Origin of the sequence: Amycolatopsis mongoliensis (assembly GCF_030285665.1) — a bacterium.
GTDB classification, from domain to species: Bacteria; Actinomycetota; Actinomycetes; order Mycobacteriales; family Pseudonocardiaceae; genus Amycolatopsis; species Amycolatopsis mongoliensis.
The window spans coordinates 10346689-10369307 of the sequence record NZ_CP127295.1 but is presented as its reverse complement, the minus strand read 5'-3'; the positions used below and the strand labels follow the sequence as shown (position 1 = coordinate 10369307).

Sequence of the window (22619 nt, the reverse complement as noted above, 5' to 3'; positions counted from 1 at the left end):
ACTCGAGGTGGCCTTCCCGGCTTCGCGTTCAGGAGCCGGAGGCTCGGGCGATGACGTAGTGGGTCGGCAGGTCCAGGCCCGACCCGTCGGGCAGGGTCTCCGTCGTGCGCAGCAGCAGCTCGCCGCCGTCCACGACGGTCAGGCCGCCCAGCTCGTACACCGTCTCCAGCTCCGCCTCGCCCGCCGCCGGCTGGAGGCCGATGCCGAAGTAGATCGACACCCGCTCCAGCTTGGGCAGGTCGTTGGCGGGGTCGGCGATCAGCTGCTGCATGTACGTGTAGCTCGCCGGCGTCAGCTCCTGGTTGAACACGCACCCGCGCGCCCCGGCCAGCACGGCCAGGTTGCGCGCGCACGCCACCCGCTTCTCGACCGGTAGCTGGTGGATCACGCCCGACAGGTAGATGTTCACGTCGCCGTACCGCTCTCGGAACGCCGCCACGGACGCGTCGTCGAGCACGTCGAGCAGTTCGTACGAGGCGTTGTCGGCGGCGTTCTCCCTTCGCGCCCGGTTCAGCGCGGCTTCCGCGATGTCGACGCCGACGACCCGGTCGTACAGCCCGGCCAGGTACTTCGTCTGGGTCCCGTTGCCGCAGCCCAGGTCGACCAGCGGGAGCGCCGGGTCGAAGTGCGCCTTGAACAGCTCGGCGTGCGCCGCCGCGCCGTCAGCCGGTTCGCAGTCCCAGAAGGCCGCGCCCGTGCGGTCCGGGAGGTCCGTCCAGTAGGCCTCCCAGACCTGCCCGCCCTTGTCCGCCATCGTGGGCCTCTCCCGCCGGGTCAGTTCTTCGGCCACGGGATTTCCGGGGCCGCGTAGTACTTCACGCCGAGCGCCGTCCAGCGCGGGCCCTGCGCGGCCAGCCGGGACGCGAACGACGTCCAGTCGTGGCTCGCCTGCGGCGACCAGCCGATCTCGGCGATGGCCGGCAGCCGGGGGAAGGCCAGGTAGCGGACGTCGTCGAAGCTGCGCACAGTGTCCGTCCACAAGGGAGCTTCGACGCCGTCGATGTTCGAGTTCAGCGCGCCGGGCACCACGGCGGTCGGGTCCCAGCCGTACGCGGCCTGGACGCTGATGTCGCCCGCCCACTCCAGGCCGATGTCGGCCGGGACGCCGGGGGCGTACTTCATGTCGAGGTAGGTGTAGACGCACGGCGCCATGATCAGCTTCGCGCCCTTTTGGCTCGCTTCGCCGACCTCGTTCTGGGTGCCGTCGTAGATCCAGAACTCGCCGGTCGCGCCCTTCGGCGGGGTCGCGGTGAGCATCTCCGCCCAGCCCAGCAGCTTCTTGCCGAGCTTGGCCACCATCGGCGCGACCTTCGCCATGAACGCCGTGTACTGCGCGTCGTCGAGGTCCTGGATCTCGTCGCCGCCGACGTCGAGGTAGCCGCCCGGGGTCAGCGCGGCGAGCTGGCCGAGCACGTCGCCGATGAACTTGTACGTGACCGGCTTGCCGACGCACAGGTCCGATCGCGGCGCGGGGGTGAGCCCGGTGTAGACCGGCCCGGCGACGCCGTCGCAGTTGAGCTCGGCGTAGGACGACAGCGCCGCGCCGAAGTGCGACGGCATGTCGATCTCCGGCACGATCGTGATGTGCCGGCTCTGCGCGTAGGCGACGATGTCGCGGTACTGGGCCTGGGTGTAGAACCCGCCGGCCCCGCCGCCGGAGCCGGTGCTCGCGCCTTTGGCGGTCAGGTTCGGCCAGCCGTCGATCTGCAGCCGCCAGCCCTGGTCGTCGGTGAGGTGCAGGTGCAGGTTGTTGATCTTGTACAGCGCGATGTCGTCGATGTACTTCTTCACGTCGGCCACCGGCAGGAAGTGCCGCGCCACGTCGAGCATCGCGCCGCGGTAGGCGTAGCGCGGGTAGTCGAGGACGTGGCCGCCGGGCACGGTGAGCGTCCCGCTCAGCGAAGCAGGCAGGAGCTGGCGCAGCGTCTGCACGCCGTTGAACAGCCCGGCGGGCTTCGCGGCCCGGATGGTCACCCCGGACGCGGTGCTGTCGAGCTGGTAGCCCTCGGCGCCGACGCGGGGGTCCGCGCCGCCGAGCAGCAGCGAGATCCCGGGCAGCGCCTTCGGGACGCCGGGGAGGGCGGGCGCGGTGACCACGGGGACCCGGAACCGGGTGGCCGGGCGGAGCAGGCCGGCGAGGTAGTCGCCGACCTGGCGGGCGTCGGTGCCGCCGGAGGTGAACACCACCGTCTCCGGACCGAGCCGGTAGCGGACGGCCGGGTCCGCCGTCACCGACACCGGGGCGGGCACGATCTGCTGCAGGGTCGATGCGGCCGGAACCGGCTGCGGTGCGGCACCGGCGGGCACCACGGGGGCGAGCAGGCCGAGGAGGGAGAGGAACAGCACCCCACGCCTGACACTTCGAGCGGTCATGAGCCGTCCATTGCGGATAGTGGTGAAGAGACTGGCCTCTTTCTCTTAACGGCCTGGTGGGCCGCGAGTCCACCCGATCGGCCGACGTCTGGGGAGACTGCTAAGCCCCGCTACTCCGCACGCCGGAACAACTAAGGTTGTGGGCCGACAACCTTCCGTCACCGACTGTCAACCTTTGGCCGTTTTTCGGCGGGATGACTTCCGCCAAGATCGGGTAATACGCCTAGGAACGCGTCCGCCAGGGGGAGCACCCGGCCGGACGCGGGGATCCCGGCTCGTACCGACGAACGACACAGAAACGGGTGACCGACATGACCGAGACGCCGACCGCCGTCCACTACCGCGCCTACCTGCTGGCCTACGACCTGGAGAAGGAAGACCTCTACGACCGCACCCGCACGGCGTTCCTGACCCGTGCCGGCGTGCTGACGGAGCTGGCGCTGCGCGGCAACATCGCCGACGACGACGGCGACGCCGTGCTGGTCAAGTCGGACCCGACCGGTGACCCGGTGCTCGACCGGCTGCTCGCGCAGATCGGCAACGAGAAGCGCAGCTGGAAGTCGTGGCTGCGGCACGACTACAAGGAGACCCTCGACGCGATCGAGGAGCAGCTCGTGGAGCAGAAGCTGCTGACGGTCCACGAGAAGAAGGTCCTGGGCGTCGTGCCGAAGACCCACGTGACCGCCACCGACCCCGCGCTGGCCAAGGCACTGCAGGAGCACGCCGTCGAGGTGCTGCACGGCTCGACCCCGGCCGCCCAGGTCGGCGCGGACGACGCCGCGCTGGTCGCGCTCGCCGCCGCCGGGACGGTGCCGAGCGTCGTGACGCGCAAGGAGAGCAAGGGCGAGTACAAGGACCGCATCGAGGAGCTGACCGACCGCGTCGGTGAGGTCGCCCCCGGCCTGGAGAAGGCGCTGCGCGGCATCCGGCTGACGATGATCGCGGCCCAGGGTGGGCTCGGCTTCAGCGGCTGACCCTTCGGTACGGCGGAAGGCCCCGGTGGCTGCCCCAGCCGCCGGGTCCTTCCGCTTCTTCACCCCTGGGAGGGGTCACCCGAGTGCGGGCATGACCTTGTCCGCGAAGAGGTTCAGCGTGCGGGACATGGTCTCCAGCGACTGGCCGCCGAAGTCGAGGTTCCACAGGATGACGTCCGGGCCGAGCACGTCGCGGACCTCTTCGATGCGGCCCAGGACCGTGTCCGGCGAGCCGACGACGGCCTTCGACTCGAGTCCGTCGGTCTCCAGGTCGAAGCTGGCCATCTGGCGGGCCATCGCGGTGTAGCCCTCGTACGCCGGGGATTCGACGTTGTGCCAGGACAGGATCGCCTCCTTGAAGGCGTTGAACGACTTCACCATGAACGGCACGGCCAGGTCGCGCGCCTCCTCGTCGGTGTCGGCGATCAGCAGCGGGATGCTCACCGCGAACTTCGGCTTGCGCCCGGAGTCGCCGTGCTCCTCCAGGAACGCGTTGCGGTACAGCTCGACGTATTCGCGCTTGCGGGCCATCTCGTTCAGCTGGGTCGAGCTGATGAGCAGGTTGAAGCCCTTGCGGCCGGTCCAGTCGAAGCTCGCCGGGGTCGCCAGCGCGGCCACCCACACCGGCGGGCCGGGCTGCTGCACCGGTGCCGGGAGCGAGTTCGCCTTCTCGTAGGAGAAGAACGGCGTGTCCTCGGTGACGTCCTTCTCGTTCCACAGCCGCACGACGGCTTCGATCGTGGCGAGGAACCGTTCGCGGCTGGTGTCCATGTCGACGCCGAACGCCTCGAACTCGTACGGCAGGAAGGCGCGCGCGAACCCGACGTCCAGGCGGCCGCCGCTCATCACGTCGACCTGCGCCGCGTGCGCGGCGATCTGGATCGGGTGGTGGAACGACGCCTGGATGCCGCCGGTCATCAGGCGGATCGACTGGGTGCGCGCGGCCACGGCCGACAGGAAGGCCAGCGGGCTGGGGGAATATCCGCCGTAGGAGCGCAGGTAGTGCTCGGTCATCTTGACGTAGTTCAGGCCGAGCTGATCGGCGAGCACACTGACCTGCAGCACATCCTGGAAGTACTGCGAGGCGGTCGTGGTCTCCGGGTCGCAGTCCGGCAACAGCGAGACGCCATACTCCACGTTCTGATACCTCCGGCGAATAGGGTGACGAGCCTGGATGGGCCGGCTGCCAGCTTTTTCCCACCCGCGTCGCCCGCGATAGCCGCCCTACCAGGCCAACCCTGGGGGAACCCTTAAGGAGTCCCGCGCCCGGAGCTGAGGTTTTGCCTAGAGCCCCCATGCTAGCCCGGTTCCGCGCGTAAGGGGATGCGTAGCGTCACGGCAGCCGCTTCGGAAACGTTCGTCAGGAGAATTCGGTGACTCTGGGATATCTGTTCGGCGCGAACATCTCCGATCCCGACCCGGAACACGGCGCGAAGCTCTACGAGGCCTACCCGGCCATGCGCCGCTCCTACGAGCAGGTGCGCGACTGGACCGGCCTCGAACCGCGTGCTCTGCTGCGCGGCGAGTTCGAGCCCCGCGGCGACCACGACCGTTTCAGCCTCGCCGGCATCCGGCTGGCCGCGCTGGCCTTCGGCATCCACGACGTGCTCGCCGAGTCCGACATCCACCCCGGCGTCGCCGGCGGCATCAGCCTCGGCGGGCTGATCGCGAGCTCCGTCGCGGGCGCGGTGGACCGGCGCACGCTGTTCGACCTGCTGGTGCGCGAGGCCAAGACGCCGCTGCCCGACCCGGCGCCCCCGGCGCAGGGCGCGGCCATCGCCTTCCTCCCGGTGACCGAGGACCCGACGTTCTACTACGGCGACCGGCGGCCCGGCGTGTACCTCGGCGGCGACTTCGGCGTGCTCGCGAACGGCACCGCCCGGCTGCTCATGCTCAGCGGCACGGCCGAGGCCCTCGACAAGCTGGTCGCGCAGAGCCCGCCCGGCATGATCAGCGTCATCGACGGCCAGCCGTTCGCCGTGCACTCCCCGCTGCGCCAGTACGCGACCGACTTCATGGCACCCACGGTGGCGGCGATGGCGGTGGGCGACCCGCGGATCCCGGTGTGCTCGTTCCTCGAGGAGCGCGCGCTGACGACGGCGGACGAGGTCCGCGACCTGTTCCAGCGCAACAAGACCACCACGATGAGCCTGCCGCACGTGTGCGCCGGGATGAAGAGCCGGGGCGTCCGGCTCGCCTTCGTCCTCGGGCCCACGCTGCCCGCCGGCGTGCTCGACTTCCCGTTCCCCGTCGTGCGCATCACCGAGCCGCACCACGTCACCGAAGCCATGACCGCGATCTACGACTACGCCGTCGACCTGGTCGCCCCCGCCTGAACCCGAGCAAGGAGAAACCGTGAGCACCCGCACGCACGAACGTGCCAGCCTGACCGACCACTGGTTGTCCCTCGACCTCGACGCGTGGACGCGGCACGTGGTGCGGCGGCACTTCAACCCGGAGCTCGGCAGCCCGTACTGGCTGAAGCGGGCGACCGAGCTGGCGTTCGACCCGATGGACATCACGCGATACGACCAGCTCGCCGAGTTCGGCCCGTTCCCGCCCGGCGACCTGCGCGGCATGGACCCCGGCGACCTGGTGCCGCGCACCGTGCCGCGGCCGCTGATCGGGCGCGTCTGGGAGTCCGGCGGCACCACCGGCGACCCCGTGCGGGTGTTCTACACCGAAGACATGATGACCCACCGCGTCGAGTGGCGGCGCTGGTCCTACCTGTTCGACGGCTACCAGGCCGGCCGGACCTGGCTGCAGGCGACGCCGAGCGGGCCGCACCAGATCGGCAACGGCGCGATCGAGCTGTCCGAGCAGCTGGCCGGACTGGTGTACGGCATCGACATGGACCCGCGGTGGATCAAGCAGCTCATCCGCGCCGGCAAGATGAAGGAGCTGGGGGAGTACACCGAGCACGTGCTGGCGCAGATCGTCGACATCCTGCGCTCGCAGCACGTCCACTACCTCAACACCACGCCCGCGCTGCTGCAGAAGCTGATCGCGCGGCAGCCGGAGCTGGTCGCCGCGCTCGACGGCGTGCGCCTGGGCGGCACGCACATGAGCCCGCAGATGTACCAGGATTTCGTTCAGGCCCTCGACGGCGGGCTGGTGCGGTCGGGCTACGGCAACACCTTCGGCAACGCGGTGAGCCTGCACCCGGAGGACGGCGGTGCGATCCTTCCCTACGCGCCGACGTACCCGCAGGTGACGATGTCCGTGGTGGACCCGGCGGACTTCCGGCGGACTGTCGACAAGGGACAGTCGGGCCAGCTGAAGCTGACCGTGCTGCACGAAGACCTCTTCCTGCCCAATCTGCTGGAGCGCGACGAGGCGACCCGCTACGACACCAAGGGCGAGTGGCCGGTCGACGGCGTCTTCAACGTGCGCCCGCTGCAGGTCAGCCAGGCCGCGCCGGAAGGGCTCTACTGATGGCGGCGCCGAAGGTGGTCGTCGTCGGCGCCGGGGTCATCGGCGCCTCGGTGGCCTACCACCTCGCCCGGCGCGGCGCCCGCGTGCACTGCGTCGACCGCGCGGACCGGGCCGCCTCGGGCACCACGGAGGTCGGGTTCGCCACCGCGACGGCGTACCGGCGCTTCCCCAAGGCCTACTTCGACCTGAACCAGGCGGGCATCGCCGAACACGCGGCGCTGGCCGGCGAGTTCGCGCCCGCGCCGTGGTGGCACCGCACCGGGACGGTGGCGTGGACCGACGACGAGTCCTTCGCCGGCTACCTCGCGCAGCTCGACGAATGGGGCTGCCCGGTCGACCGGCACCCCGGCGCTTCGGCGGCCGACGTCCTCGGTTCGTCGGTCGTCTTCCCCGCCACGGGCACGGTCGCCGTGCTGCCTGCCGAGGGTTGGATCGACGCGGTCGCGTTCACCCGGCACCTGCTGGACGAAGCCGTTTCCCTCGGTGCCACGCTGGAACTGAACGCCGAAGTGACGTCGGTGTCGCGCGACGGCGTCGGGCTCGCGGACGGCCGCCGGCTCGAAGCCGACGTCGTGGTCAACGCCGCCGGCTCGGCCGCGGACGAGATCGGCGCGCTGGCCGGTGCCCGCCCGTTCCTCGGCCCGCCGCGGCGCAGCCTGATCGCGCACCTGCTCGTCGACGGCGACCCCCTCGAGTACATCCTGCGCGCGCCCGAGGTCAGCATCCGGCCCGACGGTCCCGGCCGCGTGGTCCTGCGCTCCGACCGCGTCGACCGCGGATTGCCCCCGCGTTCGGGCGCGCCGGACCCGGAGTACGTCAAGGACCTGCTGGACCGCGCGGCGAAGGTGGTGCCGTTGCTGGGCACCGCGACCGTGCGGACGGCCGAGGTCGTGGACGCGCGCTGCGCCCGTGACGAGCTGCCCAGCGTCGGCCCGCTGTCGGCGGTGCCGGGGTACTACGAGGCCGTCGCGAGTGCGGGGGTCACGCTGGGGCCGCTGTTCGGCCGCGCGCTGGCCGGCCGGATCGTCGACGGCGTGGGCGACGACCTGGTCGACGTCTTCACGCCGGACCGTTTCGGCGGTGCGGCGACAAGCTAGCAAGTTCCCCAAAAAATCCGCCGCATAATGATCTCGCACCGGGGAAAGCGGTGCGAAGGGGTGTAGCTCTCAATTGGCCAGAGCAGCGGTTTCCAACACCGACGGTTGCAGGTTCGAGTCCTGCCGCCCCTGCCCCGAACACCAGTGCCACCGGTCCCGGCCGGGCCCGCCGACCCGTTGGGAGTGACCGAGGTGACCATCTGGACCGAGCTGCTCGGCAGCCAGACCCACGTCCTCGGCGAGAAGCACCGGACCCGCGTCATCGAGTCCGGTGACGGGGAAGCCCTGGTCCTCTTGCACGGCGTCGGCGGCCACGCCGAGGCCTACTCGCGCAACGTGAACCGGCTCGGCCGGCACTACCGCGCGATGGCGATGGACCTGCTGTGGCACGGCTTCTCCGGCACGCCCGAGTTCACCCACGAAGCCGTCGGCACCTACGTCGAGCAGGTGCTCGACCTGCTGGACTCCCAGGGCATCGAGCGCGCGCACGTCGAGGGCGAGTCGCTCGGCGGCTGGGTCGCGCTGACGCTGGCGCTGGAGCACCCGGACCGCGTCGGGAAGCTGGTGCTCAACACCACCGCGGGCATCAAGTGGGCACCGGGCTCGGTCAACGAGCGGCCCGCCGAAGGGCGCGAGGCCCTGCGTGCGCGTTCGCTCGCCGCGATCGAGAACCCGACCGCGGAGACCATCCGCACCCGGCTGGAGTGGCTGATGGCCACCCCCGACCGGGTCACCGACGAGCTGGTCGAGGTCCGCCGCCGGATCTACGCCGAGCCGGCGACGAACGCCGCGCTGCGCACGGTGTTCGAGAACTCCTTCGGGTTCGGCTCCGGGCCGAACCGGAGGATCTCCGAGGAACGGCTGACGTCGGTGAGCGTGCCGACGCTGGTGCTGTGGTCGGACCACAACCCCGGCAGCGGGCCCGATGTGGGCCGCCGGATCGCGAAACTCATCCCGGGCGCGGCTTTCCACTGCGTCGCCGACGCCGCGCACTGGCCGCAGTGGGAGCAGCCCGAGGAACACGACCGCGTGGTCCTCGACTTCCTGGGCCGTGCGGAGTGACCAGCAGGAGGACGAACCCCATGCGCATCCGCAGTCTCGCCTACGTCGGACTGTCCACCAGGGAGGTTCCGGCGTGGCAGACGTTCGCCGCGGACGTCCTGGGCCTGCCCGGCCAGTGGGTCGACGACGGGCGCCTGCTGCTGCGCATGGACGAGCGGGCCTACCGCTTCGACGTGCGCCACGGCGACGGCGAAGGGCTGTCCTGGCTCGGCTGGGAGGTGGCGAGCGCCGCCGACCTGGCCGCGCTCGAACACGAACTGGCCGCGGCCGGTGTCGCGGTGACCCGGGCGACCGCCGAGGAGTGCGCCGACCGCCGCGTCGCGGGCATGGCGTGGCTCGAAGACCCCTCCGGGCTGCGCCACGAGCTCTTCTACGGGCAGGAGGCCGACTTCCGGCCGCTGCGCCTGACCCGCGCGCTGGCCGGCTACCGGACCGGCGAGCACGGGATGGGCCACGCCGTCGTCGGCGTCACGAACTACGCCGAGACGCTGGCGTTCCTGGTCGACACACTGGGCTTCGGGGTCAGCGACACGTTCAAGGGCTTCATCGCGTTCCTGCACTGCAACCCCCGCCACCACTCCCTCGCGCTGGTGGAGACCGACGAGCCCGGCCTGCGGCACATCATGCTGGAGACGACGACGCTCGACGACGTCGGCTCGACCCTCGACGTCGCCTTCGAACGCCGGATCGTCACGCGCACGCTGGGCCGGCACAGCAACGACCGGGCCGTGTCGTTCTACCTCGAAACGCCGTCGGGCTGGGAGATCGAGTACGGCTGGGACGGGATGGACGTCGACACCGCCGACTGGTCGACCCGGCAGCTGGCCGGGCCGACCAGCCTGTGGGGGCACCACCACGTGACCGGCACCGAGATCAAGACCTCATGACCCCCGACGCGATCGACCCGGACATCACCAAGCTGTCCGGCTGGCAGCGGGAATGGGTCAAGGCCGCCCGCGCCGAGGTCGACGAGGAAGAGCTGGCGCTGCTGTGCCAGGCGGCCACCGACATCCCCAGCCCGACCGGGTGCGAGCGGGAGCTGGCCGAGTACTTCCGCGACGTGATGACCTCGGCCGGGATCGACAGCCGGGTGCAGGCGATCGACGAACGCCAGGCCAACCTCGTCACCCGCGTCGGCACCGGCCGCACGGGCGCGCAGCTGCTCCTGCTGGCCCCGCTCGACACGGCGTTCGCGCCGGGCCCGGAGGACGCGCCGTGGCTCGGGGAACGGCCCCGCGCCGACTTCACGCTGCCCGCGCAGCGCTACGGCGACAAGGTCGTGGGGCTCGGTGCGGAGAACCCCAAGGCGTTCGCCAGCTGCGCGCTGGCCGCCGCGCTCGCCGTGCACCGCTCCGGCGTGCCGCTGGACGGGCAGCTGGTCGTCGCGCTCGTCGGCGGCAGCATGCCGGTGCTGGCCGGGGAGCTGTCCTCGCGGCGCAACTCGGGCATGGGCGTCGGCACCCAGTTCCTGCTGGACCACGGCCAGTGCTCCTCCGACCTCGCGATCGTGCTCAAGCCGGGCTACTCGGTGGTGCACGAGGAGGTCGGGTTCGTGATCTTCCGCGTCGTGGTGCACGGTTCGGTCGGCTACACCGGCAGCCGGCACAAGGGGCACTACACCAACGCGATCCTCGCCGGCGCCCGGATGATCGGGCGGCTGGAGAGCTGGTTCGCCGAGTACACCGCGCGCAACTCCTCGGGCCAGGTGGCGCCGCAGGGCGCGGTCACCGCGATCCGGGCCGGCGACGGGACCAAGCCGGCGTTCAACCCGGCGACCTGCGAGTTCTGGGTCGACCTGCGGGTCAACCCGCGCACCACGGTCAACGACGTGGCCGGCCAGTTCGAGGCGATCGTCGCCGAGCTGCGCGCGGCGGAACCGGCCGTCGGGATCGAGGTCGAGCTGGTGGCCGGCCAGGCGGGCTCGGCCACGCCCGCCGACAGCCCGGTCGTCACCCGGCTGGTCCGGGCCTGGGAAGAGGTCGAAGGCCGGCCGCACGTGCCGGGCAAGCCGGGCAGCGGGCTGTCCGACGGCGGCGTGCTGCGCCGCCACGGCATCCCGACCGCGCGGATCGGCCTGCCGATGCCCGCCGAACCCGGGCCGTTCGAAGGGTTTTCCATGGGCGTCGCGGACCTGCCCGCCATGCGCCGGCTGGTCGACCTGCTGGTCGGCGTCGTGGTGGACGTGACCACCCGGCAGCGCGCCGAACTGCGTGAGCCTCCCGCGAGCAGTCGAGGAGACAACTGATGACTGACACTGTCGACGAAGAGCAGGCCCGTCCGGCGCGGCGGCAGGCGACCGTCGGCGGCCCCGGCCGCCGGGACTGGTCGACGTGGCCGCGCTACGAGAAGGCGGCGCTCGGCTTCCGCGAGTACTGGTACCCGGTGGCGTGGTCGCGCAAGATCGGGTCGAAGCCGCGCGCGATCCAGGTGCTCGGCGAGAAGATCATGCTGATCCGCGACGGCGGCGAGGTCCGCGCACTGCACGACCGGTGCCCGCACCGCGGCGTCCCGCTGAGCCACAAGATGTCGTCGCAGGAGTTCCCCGGTACGTGGAGCTGCTGCTACCACGGCTGGACGTTCGACCTGGAGACCGGCGTCCTGGTCGCGGCGATCACCGACGGCCCGGAGTCGCCGATCTGCGGCAAGGTCACCGTGCGCACGTACCCGGTGCAGGAGGCCCGCGGCCTGGTCTGGGTGTGGCTGGGCGACGGCCCGGCCCGGCCGTTCGCCGACGACGTCCCGGAGGAGCTGCTCGACCCGGACGCGGTCGTCGTCGGCCGCATCACCGTGCGGGACGGCAACTGGCGCTTCGGTGCGGAGAACGGCTTCGACGACGGCCACGCGAAATGGCTGCACCGCAACGCGTTGTGGACCAAGCGGGTCAAGATGCCGGTGTGGAGCGAGATGAAGGTGATCCGCGACGGGCCGTGGATCACCCGCCGCAAGGACAAGATGCACTACAGCGCCTCGTTCCCCGGCCTCGGCGACTTCCCGAAGAAGAAGTGGTACCGGCGGCGCGAGGGCAACAAGACCAAGGTGTCGCTGCGGCTGCCGGGCACGCTGCGGGTGAAGTACGCGGAGTGGTCGCACTTCGAGTGGTGGGTGGCCGCGACGGCGGAGAACCACACGTACGTCCAGCTCGCCGTGATGAACCAGGGCAAGTGGCGCAACCGGAAGTTCTGGCTCTACTACTGGACGTGGGCCCGCTGGGTGTTCCACGGCATGTTCAACGACGAGGACCGGCTGATGGTGGAGGTCACCGACGCCCCGCCGGAGCGGCTGTACCGCCCCGACGTCTCGCTGACCGAGTGGCGGCGGATGGTCGAGGAGGAGGCCCGGCGCAGCCCGGTCGAGGAAGTCAAGGAGCGCCAGGCGGAGAAGAGGCGGGCGAAGCATGACTGAGCCGTTCCGGCTGGTGGTCGGGATGTCCGGCTCCAGCGGGGCGATCTACGGGATCCGCCTGCTGGAGATCCTCAAGGGGATGCCGGAGGTCGAGACGCACCTGGTGGTGACACCCGCCGCCCGGCAGACGATCGCCTTCGAGACGGACTGGAAGCCGGAGGACGTCGCGTCCCTCGCGGATTTCACTTACCGGCCGGGTGACATCGCGGCCCCGATCTCGAGTGGGTCGTTCCCGATCGACGCGATGATCGTGCTGCCGTGCTCGGTCCGGAGCCTCGGGGCGATCGCCTGGTCGCAGAACGACAGTCTTTTGGTGCGGGCGGCCGACGTGACGTTGAAGGAGCGGCGGAAGCTGGTCGTCGCGTTGCGCGAGACGCCGTTGCACCTGGGTCACCTGCGCGCGATGACTCAGGTGACCGAGATGGGCGGGATTCTGGCCCCGCTGATGCCGGCCTTCTACGGACGCCCGGCGACGCTCGGCGACTTGGTGGACCACCAGGTCGGGCGGTTGTGCGACCTGCTGGGGATCAAGCCGCCGGACGAGCTGGTCGAGCGCTGGCACGGCCCCTCGGCCCACTGACCCGCGCGGCGGCTCGGATGTCTTGAATGACTCATTCATGTCGTCGGACGAGGTGAATGACTCATTCAAGACGTTTGGCTGCCGGACGAGCTGGTCGAACGCTGGCACGGCCCCTCGGCCCACTGACCCGCACCGCTCCGCACCCCGGTCACCGAAGAAGGCCCCCTCCGCCGGAGGGGGCCTTCTTCGTACGTGGTGGAAGATCGCCCCCACCGGCGGTGGACCGGTGAGGGCGACCTTCAGTCCAGATAGGACGCCAGCGCGTCCCCGTCCTCCAGCAGCCCGCGGTGGTCCACCCGCGCCACCACTTCCGGCGGTACCCGGCACGAAGGCGGGAACACCGCCGGCGGCACGGGCTTCGTGCAGTCGAAGATCAGCTTGGTCTCCATCGGGCCCTTCTCCTCCCGGTTGTGCCCGTAGGTCACCGGGTTGAGCTGGCCGCCGAGGAAGCCCGGCATGATCGTCAGGTCGCGGTCCGCCTGGAAACGCGTCGCCAGGCACCACAGCGTCTCGACCTCGTTGAAGACGTCGACGTCGTCGTCCACCACGAACACGTGCTTCAGCAACGGATCCACCGCCAAGGCCGCGCACGCCGCGAGCTTCGGCTCGCCCTCCACGCGCTTGCTCATCGACAGGTACAGGTGCGACCGCGCCATGCCCGACAGCGGCAGGTGCACGCCGGTCACCGTGGGCACCGCTTCCTTGACCCGGCGGTAGATGCTGCCCATCCGGGGGAGGCCGCCCAGCATGCTGTGCTCGGTGTGGGCGTTGAACACGTCGACGAAGATCGGCTTGCGGCGCATGGTGATCGCGGTGATCTTCACGTACGGCTGCGGCCCGGTCCGGGTGTAGAACCGCGGGTACTCGCCGAACGGGCCTTCGACGGCCGTCGCGTCCGGGTCGGTGTCGATCACGCCTTCGATCACGATCTCCGCGCGGGCCGGCACCTCGAGGTCGACCGTCTTGCAGGGCACCATCTCCAGCGGTTCGCCGAGCAGGCCGCCGACGACGTCGAGCTCGCCGCCGATGCCCTCCAGCTTGGACACCGCGCCCATCAGCAGGGCCGGGTGGTGGCCGATGACCAGCGCCACCTCCATCGGCTTCTGCTGCTCGCGCAGCTTGCGCAGCACGTAAGCCGTGTGGTGGGCCGGGTTGACCTGGATGCCGACCTGGTCGCGGCCCTGCTGCTGGTGGCGGAAGATGCCCGCGTTGATCTTGCCGCTGTCCGAGTCGCGGCAGATGGTCACCGCCGAGGTGATGTACTTGCCCGCGTCCAGCTCCTGGTGCTTGAGCAGGGGCAGCAGGCCGACGTCGATGTCGTCGCCGGTGAGCACGACCTCCTGCACCGGCGCGGTCCCGGCCGGCACGGTGACCGGCTTGACGCCCGATCCCTCGCGCAGCGCGTATTCGGGCACCATCGAGTGCACGTCCGAGCCGATGCTGCGCGCGAGCCGCTCGTAGGTGCCGTGCAGGTTGATCAGCAGCGGGATGTCGGAGCCGCCGACGTTCTCGAACAGCACGGCGGGGAACCCCGGGTAGGCCGGGTCGTCCTCGAGCTTGTCGACGAGGGCGGTGACCTCGAACTCCGGGTCGACGTGCTTGCGCACGACCTTCACTTGCTCCGGCGTCGCCGAGTTCAGCTCGGCCAGGAATGTCCGCAGATCCTTTGCCATCAAACGCCTTCCGTTCGCCAGTGGCTCGCGAACCGAGTATCGGCCCCGGTCGGGGCGCCGGCGGGGCCGTCACGGCAAGAACTAGGGGAATGCTTCGTCCTGACTCCGGGGTGACGCCGGTCAGGGGTTTCCGGGTGCTAAATGGTCTCGTCCACGAAACCGCGCGTCGTCGTACGTCAGGAGAACGACATGACCGTCACCGCAGCGCCGCCCCGCGAAGCCGCGGCGGCCGAACTGGCCCGGTCCTGGGCCGAGGACCCCCGGTGGCGCGGAGTCCGCCGGGACTACTCCGCCGAGGACGTCCTGCGGCTGCGCGGCAGCGTGACCGAAGAGCACACGCTCGCCCGGCTGGGCGCGGAGCGGCTCTGGAACCTCCTGCACACCGAGGACTACGTCCACTCGCTGGGCGCGCTGACCGGCAACCAGGCCGTGCAGCAGGTGCGCGCCGGCCTCAAGGCCATCTACCTGTCCGGCTGGCAGGTCGCCGCCGACGCCAACCTCTCCGGCCACACCTACCCGGACCAGAGCCTCTACCCGGCCAACTCCGTCCCGCAGGTCGTGCGCCGGATCAACAACGCGCTGCTGCGCGCCGACCAGATCAGCTGGGCCGAGGACGAAAAGGACGCCCCGCACTGGCTGGCGCCGATCGTCGCGGACGCCGAAGCCGGCTTCGGCGGCGTGCTCAACGCCTTCGAGCTGATGAAGGGCATGATCGCCGGCGGTGCCGCCGGCGTGCACTGGGAAGACCAGCTGGCCGCGGAGAAGAAGTGCGGCCACCTCGGCGGCAAGGTGCTCATCCCGACCTCCCAGCACGTCCGCACGCTGCAGGCCGCGCGCCTGGCCGCCGACGTCTGCGACGTCCCCAGCCTCGTCATCGCCCGCACCGACGCCCAGGCCGCGAACCTCATCACCAGCGACGTCGACGACCGCGACAAGCCGTTCCTGACCGGCGAGCGCACCCCCGAGGGTTACCACCGCGTGCGCGGCGGCATCGAGCCGTGCGTCGCCCGCGGCCTCGCCTACGCGCCGTACGCCGACCTGCTGTGGATGGAGACGTCCAAGCCGGACCTCGAGGTCGCGCGCCAGTTCGCCGAGGCGATCAAGGCCGAGTACCCCGACCAGCTGCTGGCCTACAACTGCTCGCCGTCGTTCAACTGGAAGCAGCACCTCGACGACGCGACGATCGCGAAGTTCCAGCGCGAGCTGGGGCACATGGGCTACAAGTTCCAGTTCATCACCCTCGCCGGTTTCCACGCGCTGAACCATTCGATGTTCGCCCTGGCGCGCGACTACGCCGACGAAGGCATGACCGCCTACGTCGAGCTCCAGGAACGGGAGTTCGCCGCCGAGGCCGCCGGCTACACCGCGACGCGCCACCAGCGCGAGGTCGGCACCGGCTACTTCGACCTGGTGAGCACGGTCGTCAACCCGTCCAGCAACACCGTCGCGCTGATGGACTCCACGGAGAAGTCGCAATTCTACTGAGCAGGCGCCCGGTCATTCTGAGGATTTCCCCAAGCGGTTCCCTGCTAGAAACAAATCGACGACACATCAGCCACGCGAAAAACGGAATTCAGGACGGTTGCCCATGCGCATGCCCGAGAACCTCGAAGACATGGTTTACGGAGTCTATGGAACCACTGAAATCGCGGTGAAACCATGCCCGTTCACGCAGGCCGAGATCGATGAGCTCGAGACGACCAACGAAATGCTCATCTACGTGCCCCAGGAGATCTCCGAGGCGCAGATGATCGAGACCGGGAAGCTCAACACGAACTTCCGCTGGGAAGTCGAGCAGAACATGATCAAGAGCCCGATGACCGACGAGTCGCACTGGCTCGTCTGCTCGGCCTCGCCGATCCCCGAGATGCTCGGCCAGAGCACCCAGGCCATCTCGCGCGTGTACGACGAAGAGGGTCTCGACGGCATGGACTTCCGCCGTTACCTGGCCTTCGTGCTCACCTACCGCCACCTGACCAACGAGTACCCCGACTACCGCCAGTGGTGCCTGCTCGTCGGCGGCCACTACGACCGCAGCGGCATCTCGCTGGTCGGCTTCGACAAGTACGGCAACTTCGGCCACCACGGCTGGATGAAGAACTTCAAGGCCAAGATGTCCGGCGGCCGCTACGTCGCCTTCGCCCCGCGCAAGCACATCAACGCCGAGACCGAGCGCCTGGAGCGCCCCCGCCGTGGCTCGCGCAACAAGGCCACGCACGACGCGGGCACCGACTGACCTTTCCGAATTCCAGCACAACCCTGTGCGTGGAGCTGTGCCGTCACTGGAGGAAGAACCATGGCAGACGACGAGCGCGTGGACATCACGCGGAAGCTCGTTGAGTTCGTCGAGAAGCACCTGTTGGACGGCAAGGACGTGGGGGAACTGACCACGACCACGCCGTTGCTGGACTGGGGGCTGCTCAACTCGATCGAAACCACCCGGCTGGTCGCCTACATCCGTGAGGAGTTCTCCGTGCGGGTTCCCCCCACGGAGATGGTGGCCCGCCACTTCAAGGACATCGAAAGCATCGCCGACTTGGTGACATCGCTGCGCGCCCCGGTCGCCTGACCCCTGTTTCGGATCTTGAACGGAGAACCTGTGTCTTACGACTACGATGTCGGCATCATCGGCGGCGGGCCGGCCGGTTCCACGGCGGCCTCCTACCTGGCCAAGGCCGGCCTGTCGGTGGTGGTCTTCGAGGGCGAAACGTTCCCTCGCGAGCACGTCGGCGAGTCCCTCGTCCCCGCGGTCATCCCGGTGATGCACGACATCGGGGTCATCGGGAAGGTCGAGGCGGCCGGCTTCCCCCGCAAGTACGGCGCCGCGTGGACCTCTTCGGACACCCGCCCGACCAGCACGCTGGACTTCGACGCCGGCTCGCACGGCCTCGGCGTCGCGGAGATCGCCTACGAAGAGCGTGATCAGGACGGCGTCGACCGCGTCTACGCCTGGCACGTCGACCGCGGCCAGTTCGACTCGCTGCTGCTCAAGCACTCCGAGGAACTCGGCGCCAAGGTCTACCAGGGCGTCCGCGTCAACCGCGTCGACTTCTCCGACCGCGACCGGCCGGTGCTGCAGGCGAAGATCGGCGAGCAGCCGATCGAGGTCGCCGTCCGCGTCGTGCTCGACGCGTCCGGCCGCCAGACCCTGCTGGGCCAGCAGCTCAAGGTCAAGGTGCCGGACAAGGTGTTCAACCAGTACGCGGTGCACACCTGGTTCGAGGGCCTCGACCGCGCGTCGCTGGCGCGCCGTCCCGAGGACGCGGACTACATCCACGTGCACTTCCTGCCGCAGGAGAACACCTGGGTCTGGCAGATCCCGATCACCGAGACCATCACCTCGATCGGTGTCGTCACCCAGAAGGAGAAGTTCAAGGAGCACAAGGACGACCTCGAGGGCTTCTTCTGGAACTCCGTCGGCACCCGGCCGGAGATGCTGGACGCGCTCAAGAACGCCGAGCGCGTGCGGAAGTTCAAGACCGAGGGCGACTACAGCTACGGCATGAAGCAGATCGCCGGCGACTCGCTGGTGCTCATCGGCGACGCCGCCCGCTTCGTCGACCCGATCTTCTCCAGCGGTGTCAGCGTCGCGATGAACAGCGCGCGCCTGGCGGCCAAGGACGTCATCGCCGCGCACCAGGCGGGCGACTTCCGCCGGGAGCGGTTCGACAACTACGTCAACACCCTCCGCAAGGGCGTCAACATCTGGTACGACTTCATCTCGATGTACTACCGGCTGAACGTGCTGTTCACCGCGTTCATCGACGACGACCGCTACCGCAAGGACGTCATCCAGATGCTCCAGGGCGACGTCTACGACGCCGAGGAGCCGGCGGCCCTGACCGCGATGAAGGAGTACGTCGCCGCCGTCGAGGCCGACCCCACGCACCTGTGGCACGGCCACCTCGGCAGCCTCAAGGCGTCTTCTTCGGCGCTGGCGCTGTTCTAGCCCACCCCCGGTCGTGAGTGTTCAGGGCGGTTCTAACCGCCCTGAACACTCACGACCCCTTTTCCGGCAGCGTGATCGGAGAGGTCAGTCATGTCATCGCTCGACGAGCGCACCGCCGAGTCCGCCGCGCCCGCGGCCACCCCGAAGGGTCGCGCGTGGATCTCCTACCTGGCCATGGTGGTCCTCCCGGTCGTGGCCGCCTTCTTCCTGCTGCGCACCGGGGGCGGTGACGGCCACGCCCCGACCGGGCACACCGGCGGCGCGGCCGACCCGGTGGCCAAGCTGCTGTTCGCCCTGCCGGTGATCTTCCTGGCCTGCCGGCTGCTCTCGGCGGTCGCGCGGCGGCTGGCGCAGCCGACGGTGATCGGCGAGATCTTCGCCGGGATCCTGCTCGGGCCGTCGTTCCTCGGCTGGGTGTGGCCCGCGGCCTACCACTGGATCTTCCCCGACTTCCTGGCCTCGACGATCAACACGTTCGCCCAGATCGGGCTCGTGATCTTCATGTTCCTGGTCGGCTACGAGCTCGACGTCGAGCTGGTCCGCCGCCGCAGCAAGGCCGCGGTGCTGGTGAGCCACGTCAGCGTCGCGATCCCGTTCCTGTCCGGGGTGCTGCTCGCGTTCGTCCTCCACCCGACCCTCGGCGCCGGGGTCGCCCGGCTGCCGTTCGCCCTGTTCCTCGCGATTTCGATGAGCATCACGGCGTTCCCCGTGCTGGCCCGGATCATCACCGACCGCAAGATGACGAAGCTGCCGATCGCCGCGCTGGCGCTGAGCTGCGCCGCCGTCGACGACATCACCGCGTGGTGCCTGCTGGCCCTCGTGGTCGCCATCGCAAGCGCGACCTCGATGGCCGCCACGCTGCTGACCGTGGGCCTCACGATCGCGTTCTTCGCGTTCATGCTGTTCGTCGTGCGCCCGCTGCTGCGCCGGCTGTTCGCGCCCACCGAGCAGGGCCAGAAGGCGCTGCCGACGACGGCGGTGGTGTCCGTGCTGCTGGCCGGGCTGCTGCTGTCCGCGCTGGCCACCAACGCCATCGGCATCCACCCGATCTTCGGCGCGTTCCTCTTCGGCGCCGTGACGCCGCGCGGATCGCTGCCGATCCGCCAGGCCACCGACCAGATGCACGCGCTGACGGTCACCCTGCTGCTGCCGCTGTTCTTCGTCTACACCGGGCTCCGCACGAAGTTCGACCTCATCGGGTCCGACCCGACGCTGTGGCTCTGGTGCCTGCTGATCGTCGCGGTGGCGATGCTCGGCAAGTGGGGCGGCAGCCTCATCGCCGCCCGGCTGTCCGGCATCGGCAAACGCGACGCGTGGTCACTGGGCGCGTTGATGAACTGCCGCGGGCTCACCGAGCTGGCGGTGCTGAACATCGGGCTCGACCTCAAGGTGATCAGCCCGACGATGTTCGCGATGCTGGTCGTCATGACGCTGGTGACCACCGTGGCCACCTCGCCCGCGCTCTCGCTGATCGAGCGCTACAAGCGCCGGGGCGCGGAACCCCTTCCCGCCGCGTAGGAGCCGGTCATGACCGACGCACGGGACATCGCCTTCCTGCCCTACCCGGCCTACGGGCACATGACCCCGGCGCTGCCGGTGGTCGCCGAGCTCGTCCGCCGCGGCCACCGGGTCACCTGCTTCACGTCCGACGAGTTCGCGGACCGGGTCGTCGCGCTCGGCGCCCGGGCCGCGGCCTTCGGCTGCGACCTCTCCACCGCGCAACCGGACATCACCGACGCCGACGAAGCTGCCAAGGCGCCGCTGCACCTGCTGGAACAGAGCATGGCCGTGCTGCCCGCCGTGGAGCGCGTCTTCGACCGGCGCGCGCCGGACCTGCTCGTCTACGACACGACGCTGTGGGCGCCGGGGCGGCTGCTGGCCCGCAAGCACGAGCTGCCGACGGTGCAGCTCTCGGCCACCGTGGCGTCCAACGAGCACTTCTCGCTCACCCAGGAGAACCAGACCTTCGGCGAGGCGGTCGACCCGGCGCACCCGGCGATCGCCCGGTTCGTCACGCGCCTGGGCGAGCACCTCGCCGCCCACGGCCTCGGGGACCTGACGCTGGAGGAGTTCTTCACCGGCGGCGACGAGTTCACGCTGGTGTTCCTGCCGCGCGCGTTCCAGCCGGCCGGGGGGACCTTCGACGAGCGGTTCGCCTTCGTGGGACCGCCGGCCGGCTCGCCGGCGTCGTCGTGGCGGCCACCCGCCGACGGGCGCCCGGTCGTGCTGATCACCCTGGGCACGACCGTCAACGACCGGCCGGAGTTCTTCCGCACCTGCGCCGAAGCGTTCGCGGACGTGCCGTGGCAGGTGGTTCTGACCCTGGGCAAGCGCGTGGACCCGGCGACGCTGGGGCCGCTGCCGTCCCATGTGGAGGCCCATCGCTGGGTGGCGCACGGCGACGTCCTGCCGCACTGCTCGGTGTTCCTCTGCCAGGGCGGGATGGGCAGCCTGATGGAGGCGCTGTCGTTCGGCGTCCCCGTGATCGCCGTGCCGCACCACCCGGAACAGCACATCAACGCCCGGCAGATCCGGCGCCTCGGCCTGGGTGCCTCGCTGGACAAGGAAACCGTGACCGCCGAACGGATCCGGGACGCGGTGCTCGCCGTGGACCAGGACGAGGCCGTGCGCCGCCGCGTCCAGCTCATGCGGCGCGAGGTGCACGCCGCGGGCGGGGCGGTCCGCGCCGCCGACGAGATCGAGGCCAGGGTCGCCGCCGCGAACCTGACCGGAGGGAGCCGGAAGTGACCGAGCCGTCGTCGTTGCCCGTCAAGCGGAGCTGCCCGTTCGACCCGCCCGACGAATACCGGGCGCTGCGGGGGATCAGTCCTCTGGCGTTCGACGCCAGTCCCGGCCCCGCCACCGGCTGGCTGGTGACGAAGCTCTCCGACGTCCGCGCGGTGCTCGCCGACGCCCGGTTCAGCCACCGCAACGACCTCGTCGCGCTCGCCGTGCCGCCGCCGTTCCCGATGGACACCTACGAGCCCGAACCGGCCGCGCCCGGCGCGTTCCCGAAGATGGACGGCGCGGACCACGCGCGGTACCGGAAGCTGATCGCGAAGTACTTCACCGTGCGGCGCACCCGGGAGCTGGTCCCGGCCGCGGAGCGGATCGCCGGCGAGCTGCTCGACGCGATGGCTTCGCGGGGAACGGAAGCCGAGCTGGTCACCGCCTACGCCGAGCCGCTGGCCACCCGGCTGATGTGCGAGCTGGTCGGTGTCCCGGAGGTGGACCGCGAAGAACTGCTGCACCACCTGAACGTCGTGGCCCGGATGCGGTACTCGCTGGAAGAGCTGGTCGCCGCGATCACGGTCGTCGGCGGCACGCTGGAGCGGCTCGTCGACGCGGCGTTCGACGACCCGGGCGACGACATGCTCGGCGAGCTGGCCCGCACCGGCGAACTGGACCGCCCGGAGCTGGTGAACCTGGCCTGGGCGCTCGTCGGCGGCGGGTTCGACACGACGACGAACATGCTGGCGCTGGGCACTTTCGCGCTGTTGGAGCACCGCGACCAGCTCGAGCGGTTGCAGCAAGGACCGGCGTTGTGGCCCAACGCCGTGGAAGAACTGCTGCGCTACCTGACGGTCTCGCACCTCGGCGCGAGCCGGGCGGCGCTCGAGGACGTCGAGGTCGGGGACCAGGCGATCCGCGCGGGCGAGACCGTGGTGGTCGCGCTCCCGGCGGCCAACCGCGACCCCGAGCGCTTCCCGGACCCCGACCGGCTCGACATCGGCCGGGTGACCCAGGGCCACGTCGCGTTCGGCCACGGCGTGCACCAGTGCATCGGCCAGCACCTGGCCCGGTTCACGATGCAGGTGGGGTTCGAGGCGCTCTTCACGCGCTTCCCGGCGCTTCGGCTGGCGGTGCCGCAGGAGCAGGTCCCGCTGCGCGACGACATGTTGCACTACGGGGTGCACGCGCTGCCCGTCACGTGGTCGTGAGTGGGAAACAGGGTTAGAACCCTGTTTCCCACTCACGAGCCCTAGGCACCGCACTAGACCTGACCTGTCCGCCGTGGACAGCGTTGTGACGCCTGTGTTGCCGTGGAGGCCGAGCAGTCGCCACAGGAAGGAA

20 protein-coding genes and 1 tRNA gene are annotated in these 22619 nt (G+C 70.2%); 17 read left to right on the top strand and 4 right to left on the bottom strand.

Features of this window, described 5'->3' with window-relative positions; genetic code table 11:
• Positions 1-28: 28 nt before the first annotated feature.
• A complete protein-coding gene (locus tag QRX60_RS49335; protein ID WP_285998362.1) occupies positions 29-790 on the bottom strand; it encodes a class I SAM-dependent methyltransferase in 762 nt (253 codons plus the stop codon).
• Complete coding sequence (locus QRX60_RS49330) at positions 775-2373, bottom strand: beta-N-acetylhexosaminidase (RefSeq protein WP_285998361.1); 1599 nt, start codon at positions 2371-2373, stop codon at positions 775-777. The genes QRX60_RS49335 and QRX60_RS49330 overlap by 16 nt, the downstream gene beginning before the upstream one ends.
• A gap of 311 nt (positions 2374-2684) precedes the next feature.
• On the opposite strand from QRX60_RS49330, the gene QRX60_RS49325 reads away from it, so the two are divergent.
• Complete coding sequence (locus QRX60_RS49325) at positions 2685-3347, top strand: GOLPH3/VPS74 family protein (RefSeq protein WP_285998360.1); 663 nt, start codon at positions 2685-2687, stop codon at positions 3345-3347.
• A 75-nt stretch (positions 3348-3422) separates the two neighbouring features.
• On the opposite strand, the gene QRX60_RS49320 is transcribed toward QRX60_RS49325, so the two are convergent.
• On the bottom strand, positions 3423-4484 hold the full coding sequence (locus tag QRX60_RS49320) for an LLM class flavin-dependent oxidoreductase (protein WP_285998359.1): 1062 nt from the start codon (positions 4482-4484) through the stop codon (positions 3423-3425).
• Positions 4485-4720: 236 nt separating this feature from the next.
• On the opposite strand from QRX60_RS49320, the gene QRX60_RS49315 reads away from it, so the two are divergent.
• From QRX60_RS49315 to QRX60_RS49275, 9 genes are all read left to right on the top strand, one after another.
• The gene (locus QRX60_RS49315; RefSeq protein ID WP_285998358.1) at positions 4721-5683 is read left to right on the top strand and encodes a hypothetical protein; all 963 of its coding nucleotides are present in this window, start codon (positions 4721-4723) and stop codon (positions 5681-5683) included.
• A gap of 19 nt (positions 5684-5702) precedes the next feature.
• A complete protein-coding gene (locus tag QRX60_RS49310) occupies positions 5703-6782 on the top strand; it encodes a hypothetical protein (protein WP_285998357.1) in 1080 nt (359 codons plus the stop codon).
• A complete protein-coding gene (locus QRX60_RS49305) occupies positions 6782-7879 on the top strand; it encodes an NAD(P)/FAD-dependent oxidoreductase (protein ID WP_285998356.1) in 1098 nt (365 codons plus the stop codon). Before QRX60_RS49310 ends, QRX60_RS49305 begins: the two co-directional genes overlap by 1 nt.
• A gap of 56 nt (positions 7880-7935) precedes the next feature.
• Positions 7936-8011 (top strand) — tRNA-Trp (locus tag QRX60_RS49300).
• 60 nt (positions 8012-8071) lie between these two features.
• Positions 8072-8941 carry an alpha/beta fold hydrolase gene (locus QRX60_RS49295; RefSeq protein WP_285998355.1) on the top strand — a complete coding sequence of 290 codons (870 nt, stop codon included), beginning with the start codon at positions 8072-8074 and terminating at the stop codon, positions 8939-8941.
• Positions 8942-8961: 20 nt separating this feature from the next.
• Complete coding sequence (locus tag QRX60_RS49290; RefSeq protein ID WP_285998354.1) at positions 8962-9828, top strand: VOC family protein; 867 nt, start codon at positions 8962-8964, stop codon at positions 9826-9828.
• A complete protein-coding gene (locus QRX60_RS49285) occupies positions 9825-11186 on the top strand; it encodes a M20 family metallopeptidase (protein WP_285998353.1) in 1362 nt (453 codons plus the stop codon). Before QRX60_RS49290 ends, QRX60_RS49285 begins: the two co-directional genes overlap by 4 nt.
• Positions 11186-12343 (top strand): Rieske 2Fe-2S domain-containing protein, encoded by a 1158-nt coding sequence (locus QRX60_RS49280; protein ID WP_285998352.1) that lies wholly within the window; start codon positions 11186-11188, stop codon positions 12341-12343. The genes QRX60_RS49285 and QRX60_RS49280 overlap by 1 nt, the downstream gene beginning before the upstream one ends.
• Positions 12336-12923, top strand: coding sequence for a UbiX family flavin prenyltransferase (locus tag QRX60_RS49275; RefSeq protein ID WP_285998351.1), 588 nt, complete (start codon positions 12336-12338; stop codon positions 12921-12923). Before QRX60_RS49280 ends, QRX60_RS49275 begins: the two co-directional genes overlap by 8 nt.
• Positions 12924-13162: 239 nt before the next feature.
• On the opposite strand, the gene QRX60_RS49270 is transcribed toward QRX60_RS49275, so the two are convergent.
• On the bottom strand, positions 13163-14596 hold the full coding sequence (locus QRX60_RS49270; RefSeq protein WP_285998350.1) for a UbiD family decarboxylase: 1434 nt from the start codon (positions 14594-14596) through the stop codon (positions 13163-13165).
• Between the two features lie 189 nt (positions 14597-14785).
• On the opposite strand from QRX60_RS49270, the gene aceA reads away from it, so the two are divergent.
• The 7 genes from aceA to QRX60_RS49235 all read left to right on the top strand — a co-directional run bounded on the left by aceA (position 14786) and on the right by QRX60_RS49235 (position 22486).
• Entirely contained in the window at positions 14786-16081 is a 1296-nt protein-coding gene (gene aceA, locus QRX60_RS49265) for an isocitrate lyase (RefSeq protein ID WP_285998349.1), read from the top strand.
• Positions 16082-16247: 166 nt separating this feature from the next.
• On the top strand, positions 16248-16832 hold the full coding sequence (locus tag QRX60_RS49260) for a hypothetical protein (protein ID WP_285998348.1): 585 nt from the start codon (positions 16248-16250) through the stop codon (positions 16830-16832).
• Positions 16833-16892: 60 nt separating this feature from the next.
• A complete protein-coding gene (locus tag QRX60_RS49255; protein ID WP_285480534.1) occupies positions 16893-17165 on the top strand; it encodes an acyl carrier protein in 273 nt (90 codons plus the stop codon).
• Between the two features lie 30 nt (positions 17166-17195).
• Positions 17196-18545 carry an NAD(P)/FAD-dependent oxidoreductase gene (locus tag QRX60_RS49250; protein ID WP_285998347.1) on the top strand — a complete coding sequence of 450 codons (1350 nt, stop codon included), beginning with the start codon at positions 17196-17198 and terminating at the stop codon, positions 18543-18545.
• 90 nt (positions 18546-18635) lie between these two features.
• Complete coding sequence (locus QRX60_RS49245; RefSeq protein WP_285998346.1) at positions 18636-20063, top strand: cation:proton antiporter domain-containing protein; 1428 nt, start codon at positions 18636-18638, stop codon at positions 20061-20063.
• A gap of 9 nt (positions 20064-20072) precedes the next feature.
• Positions 20073-21293 carry a macrolide family glycosyltransferase gene (locus tag QRX60_RS49240; RefSeq protein ID WP_285998345.1) on the top strand — a complete coding sequence of 407 codons (1221 nt, stop codon included), beginning with the start codon at positions 20073-20075 and terminating at the stop codon, positions 21291-21293.
• Positions 21290-22486 carry a cytochrome P450 gene (locus QRX60_RS49235; protein ID WP_285998344.1) on the top strand — a complete coding sequence of 399 codons (1197 nt, stop codon included), beginning with the start codon at positions 21290-21292 and terminating at the stop codon, positions 22484-22486. Before QRX60_RS49240 ends, QRX60_RS49235 begins: the two co-directional genes overlap by 4 nt.
• Positions 22487-22619: the final 133 nt, after the last annotated feature.

Excerpts from the sequence above, each read along its gene's own strand:
- QRX60_RS49325 (WP_285998360.1), top strand. The coding sequence starts at position 2,685 with ATGACCGAGACGCCGACCGCCGTCCACTACCGCGCCTACCTGCTGGCC.
- QRX60_RS49275 (WP_285998351.1), top strand. The coding sequence starts at position 12,336 with ATGACTGAGCCGTTCCGGCTGGTGGTCGGGATGTCCGGCTCCAGCGGG.
- QRX60_RS49255 (WP_285480534.1), top strand. The coding sequence starts at position 16,893 with ATGGCAGACGACGAGCGCGTGGACATCACGCGGAAGCTCGTTGAGTTC.
- QRX60_RS49290 (WP_285998354.1), top strand. The coding sequence starts at position 8,962 with ATGCGCATCCGCAGTCTCGCCTACGTCGGACTGTCCACCAGGGAGGTT.
- aceA (WP_285998349.1), top strand. The coding sequence starts at position 14,786 with ATGACCGTCACCGCAGCGCCGCCCCGCGAAGCCGCGGCGGCCGAACTG.
- QRX60_RS49270 (WP_285998350.1), bottom strand. The coding sequence starts at position 14,596 with ATGGCAAAGGATCTGCGGACATTCCTGGCCGAGCTGAACTCGGCGACG.
- QRX60_RS49245 (WP_285998346.1), top strand. The coding sequence starts at position 18,636 with ATGTCATCGCTCGACGAGCGCACCGCCGAGTCCGCCGCGCCCGCGGCC.
- QRX60_RS49330 (WP_285998361.1), bottom strand. The coding sequence starts at position 2,373 with ATGACCGCTCGAAGTGTCAGGCGTGGGGTGCTGTTCCTCTCCCTCCTC.
- QRX60_RS49305 (WP_285998356.1), top strand. The coding sequence starts at position 6,782 with ATGGCGGCGCCGAAGGTGGTCGTCGTCGGCGCCGGGGTCATCGGCGCC.
- QRX60_RS49285 (WP_285998353.1), top strand. The coding sequence starts at position 9,825 with ATGACCCCCGACGCGATCGACCCGGACATCACCAAGCTGTCCGGCTGG.
- QRX60_RS49280 (WP_285998352.1), top strand. The coding sequence starts at position 11,186 with ATGACTGACACTGTCGACGAAGAGCAGGCCCGTCCGGCGCGGCGGCAG.
- QRX60_RS49240 (WP_285998345.1), top strand. The coding sequence starts at position 20,073 with ATGACCGACGCACGGGACATCGCCTTCCTGCCCTACCCGGCCTACGGG.